Here is a 2,866-nt window from a genome sequence, read left to right as displayed (position 1 = left end):
GGAGCGGGCACGGTGCTGATCACGGGCGCCTCGGGCGCGCTGGGCGGCCTGGTCGCCCGGCATCTCGCCGCGACCGGCCGGGCCGGGCGGCTGCTCCTGGTCTCGCGCCGTGGCATCGACGCCGCCGGGATGCCGGAACTCGTCGCCGACCTGAAGGAGTCGGGCGTCGAGGTCACGGTGGCGGCCTGCGACGTGGCCGACCACGACGAGCTGGCCGGTGTCCTGGACGGCGTGCCGCTGACGGGCGTCGTCCACGCGGCCGGGGCCGTGGACGACGGGCTGGCGACGGCTCTGTCGCCGGAGCGCGTGGAGACGGTCATGCGGCCGAAGGTCGACGCCGCGTGGCACCTGCACGAGCTGACCCGCGACCTGGACCTGGACACCTTCGTCCTGTTCTCCTCGGTGGCCGGTGTCTGGGGCAACCCGGGCCAGGCCAACTACGCGGCCGGGAACACCTTCCTGGACGCGCTGGCCGCTCTGCGGCGCCGGTCCGGTCTGTCCGCGGCGTCCCTGGTGTGGGGCCCGTGGGAACACGGCATGGCCGGCGGGCTCACCGACGCCGACTGGCGCCGGCTGTCCCGCCAGGGCCTGAAGCCGCTGCCTGCGTCGGACGGTCTCGCCATGCTGGACGCGGCCGCCCGGGCCGCCGTCCCCCTGGTGGTGACGGCCCGGCTCGACCTTGCCGCGCTGCAGCGCTCAGGCGAGGTCCCGCCGCTGCTGTCCGGCCTGGTCCGGCCGACCCGGACGGGCGTGCGCACCCGTCGCACGGCGGGCCGGCCCGCCGCCGGTGACCAGAACGCGCTGGCCGCCCGGCTGGCCGCCCTGAGCCCCGGCGAACAGCAGGACGTCGTGCGGGAGGTGGTCCTGGCGCAGGCCGCCCTGGTGCTGGGCATGACGGGACCGGGAGCCGTCGATTCCGGTCGGTCCTTCCGCGACGTCGGGTTCGACTCGCTCACCGCCGTCGAACTGCGCAGCCGCCTCAACGGCGTCACGGGGCTGCGGCTGCCGGCGACGGTGGTGTTCGACTACCCGACGCCGGTGGCGCTGGCCGAGTTCGTCCTGGCCGAGCTGGTCGGTGAGTCCGGTCCCGCACCGGCCGACCCGGCGCTGCCCGCGGCCCGCACCGTGCCGGCCGACGAGGACCGCCTGGTGATCGTCGGGATGGCGTGCCGCTTCCCGGGCGGCGTGTCGTCGCCGGAGGAGTTCTGGGAGCTGGTGGCGTCGCGCGCGGACGCGGTCGGACCGTTCCCCACGGACCGCGGCTGGCCGGCGGACCTGGTCGATCCGGACCCGGAGGCGCTCGGCAAGAGCGTCTCGGGCGAGGGCGGATTCCTCTACGACGCGGGGGAGTTCGACGCGGAGTTCTTCGGGATCAGCCCGCGCGAGGCGGTCGCGATGGACCCGCAGCAGCGCCTGCTGCTGGAGACCTCGTGGGAGGCGCTGGAGGACGCGGGGATAGACCCGACCGGGCTGCGGGGCAGCGAGACGGGTGTGTTCGCGGGGCTCTTCTACCACGACTACCTGCCGTCGCACTTCGTCCCGGAGGAGGTCGAGGGATACCTCGGCACCGGCGGGACGGGATCGGTCGCCTCGGGGCGGGTGGCGTATGCGCTGGGCCTGGAGGGGCCGGCGGTGACGGTGGACACGGCGTGTCCGGGTCAGGGCGCAGGCTCGGTTTCGGGCGGCGAACGGCGAGTCCCGGTACTCCGACCAGTGGAAGCCGGGCGGTACCGGCGGCGGCCTCCCCGGCCGGGCCGGTCAACGCGTGGTCGGGCCGTCCGACGGGCACGCTCTTCTTCACGGATGGCACCCACCTCGAGATCACCGGCCGCTGGCCCTGCCCTGCACACGGCCGGCCCCACCGGACGCGGGGCCTGGCAGGAAATCCTGCGGTCCAAGGCTCCTGAAGTGCCCTCCTCCTACCGGCCGACGCCGAAGATCTTCCGGTCCAGGCCCAGCTGCCAGGCTTCCGCCAGGGCAGACGGAAGCGACCGTCACCGTCGATCGGCGCTTGGGTCACGTGAGGCGGTCGGCGAGGCGGAGAGCGGCGAGTCGCGGTAGACGACGATGCATCTGCTCGGCGTCGTCGAAGTCGAAGTCCTCGCCCATGTCCGCCTCGACGTGCTCCTGATCCCGCGCTTCCCAGTACTCGGCCCAGGCTTCGGAGAAGTCGTCGGTGCCTCCGGTCAGTCGCTCGAACGAGTAGGCGGCCGCGTAGTTGACCTCCTCGTAGAACAGGGCCTCGTCGTCGCCGTCCGCCGCGGCCGCGATGACGAGGGGATGTTCTGCGAGGCTGTCGGGATCGGCGGCAACCCGCTCGTACCAGTCCCGTCCCTGGGCGATCACTCCTGCGCGGAAGTCGATGAAGCCGTCGTCCGAGCAGCCGCCGCCGATGAGATACGCCGCTGCCCAGACGTGCCAGCGGTACAGGGCGCCGTGAAGTTCGTCGAAGCGCTCCTGGTACTCCAGGATCTCCCTCCTCGAGCGGGTGGCCAGCAGGCCGACCAACGCCTGATCGAAGCTGCCACTCGCTTCGGCCTGCATGCGCGCGGTCTCGATGAGCTGCCAGAACTCGTCCGTTTTCATGGGGCAGCACTCTGCCAGCCGCGTAGGACAGTCGACGGATCTGCGGGATCTGCGGGACGCCCTCCGACAGCGATTCCTCGCCGTGGTTGGCGCTGTGCCCGGCCGGAGCACTCCTCCGCCGGGCGCGGTTGCATGTTCCGGCCAACTGCGATCTTCGCAGTATGAACACCAGTCATGCACGCGATCTCCGCACTAGGGTGAGGCCCAGTTTCACCGCTTGGCCATCCCCCGACCAGCGGGCATCGAGTGTGCCCGTCGCCAGGACTGGAGTGAATCATGC

2 protein-coding genes are annotated in these 2,866 nt (G+C 72.5%); one reads left to right on the top strand and one right to left on the bottom strand.

Annotated features, from left to right (window positions below; genetic code table 11):
* A partial coding sequence (locus ABZ885_RS38600; RefSeq protein WP_360199485.1) for a type I polyketide synthase occupies nucleotides 1–2,061 on the top strand: 2,061 nt, incomplete at its 5' end.
* On the opposite strand, the gene ABZ885_RS38595 is transcribed toward ABZ885_RS38600, so the two are convergent.
* Nucleotides 2,017–2,586, bottom strand: a complete 570-nt coding sequence (locus tag ABZ885_RS38595; protein WP_360199483.1) for a DUF4240 domain-containing protein — start codon at nucleotides 2,584–2,586, stop codon at nucleotides 2,017–2,019. The two genes, ABZ885_RS38600 and ABZ885_RS38595, sit on opposite strands and share 45 nt — an antisense overlap.
* Nucleotides 2,587–2,866: the final 280 nt, after the last annotated feature.

This window comes from Kitasatospora sp. NPDC047058 (genome assembly GCF_040643935.1).
GTDB lineage: Bacteria > Actinomycetota > Actinomycetes > Streptomycetales > Streptomycetaceae > Kitasatospora.
The sequence above is the reverse complement of the archived record's forward strand: the minus strand, read 5'-3'. Positions and strand labels throughout refer to the sequence as shown.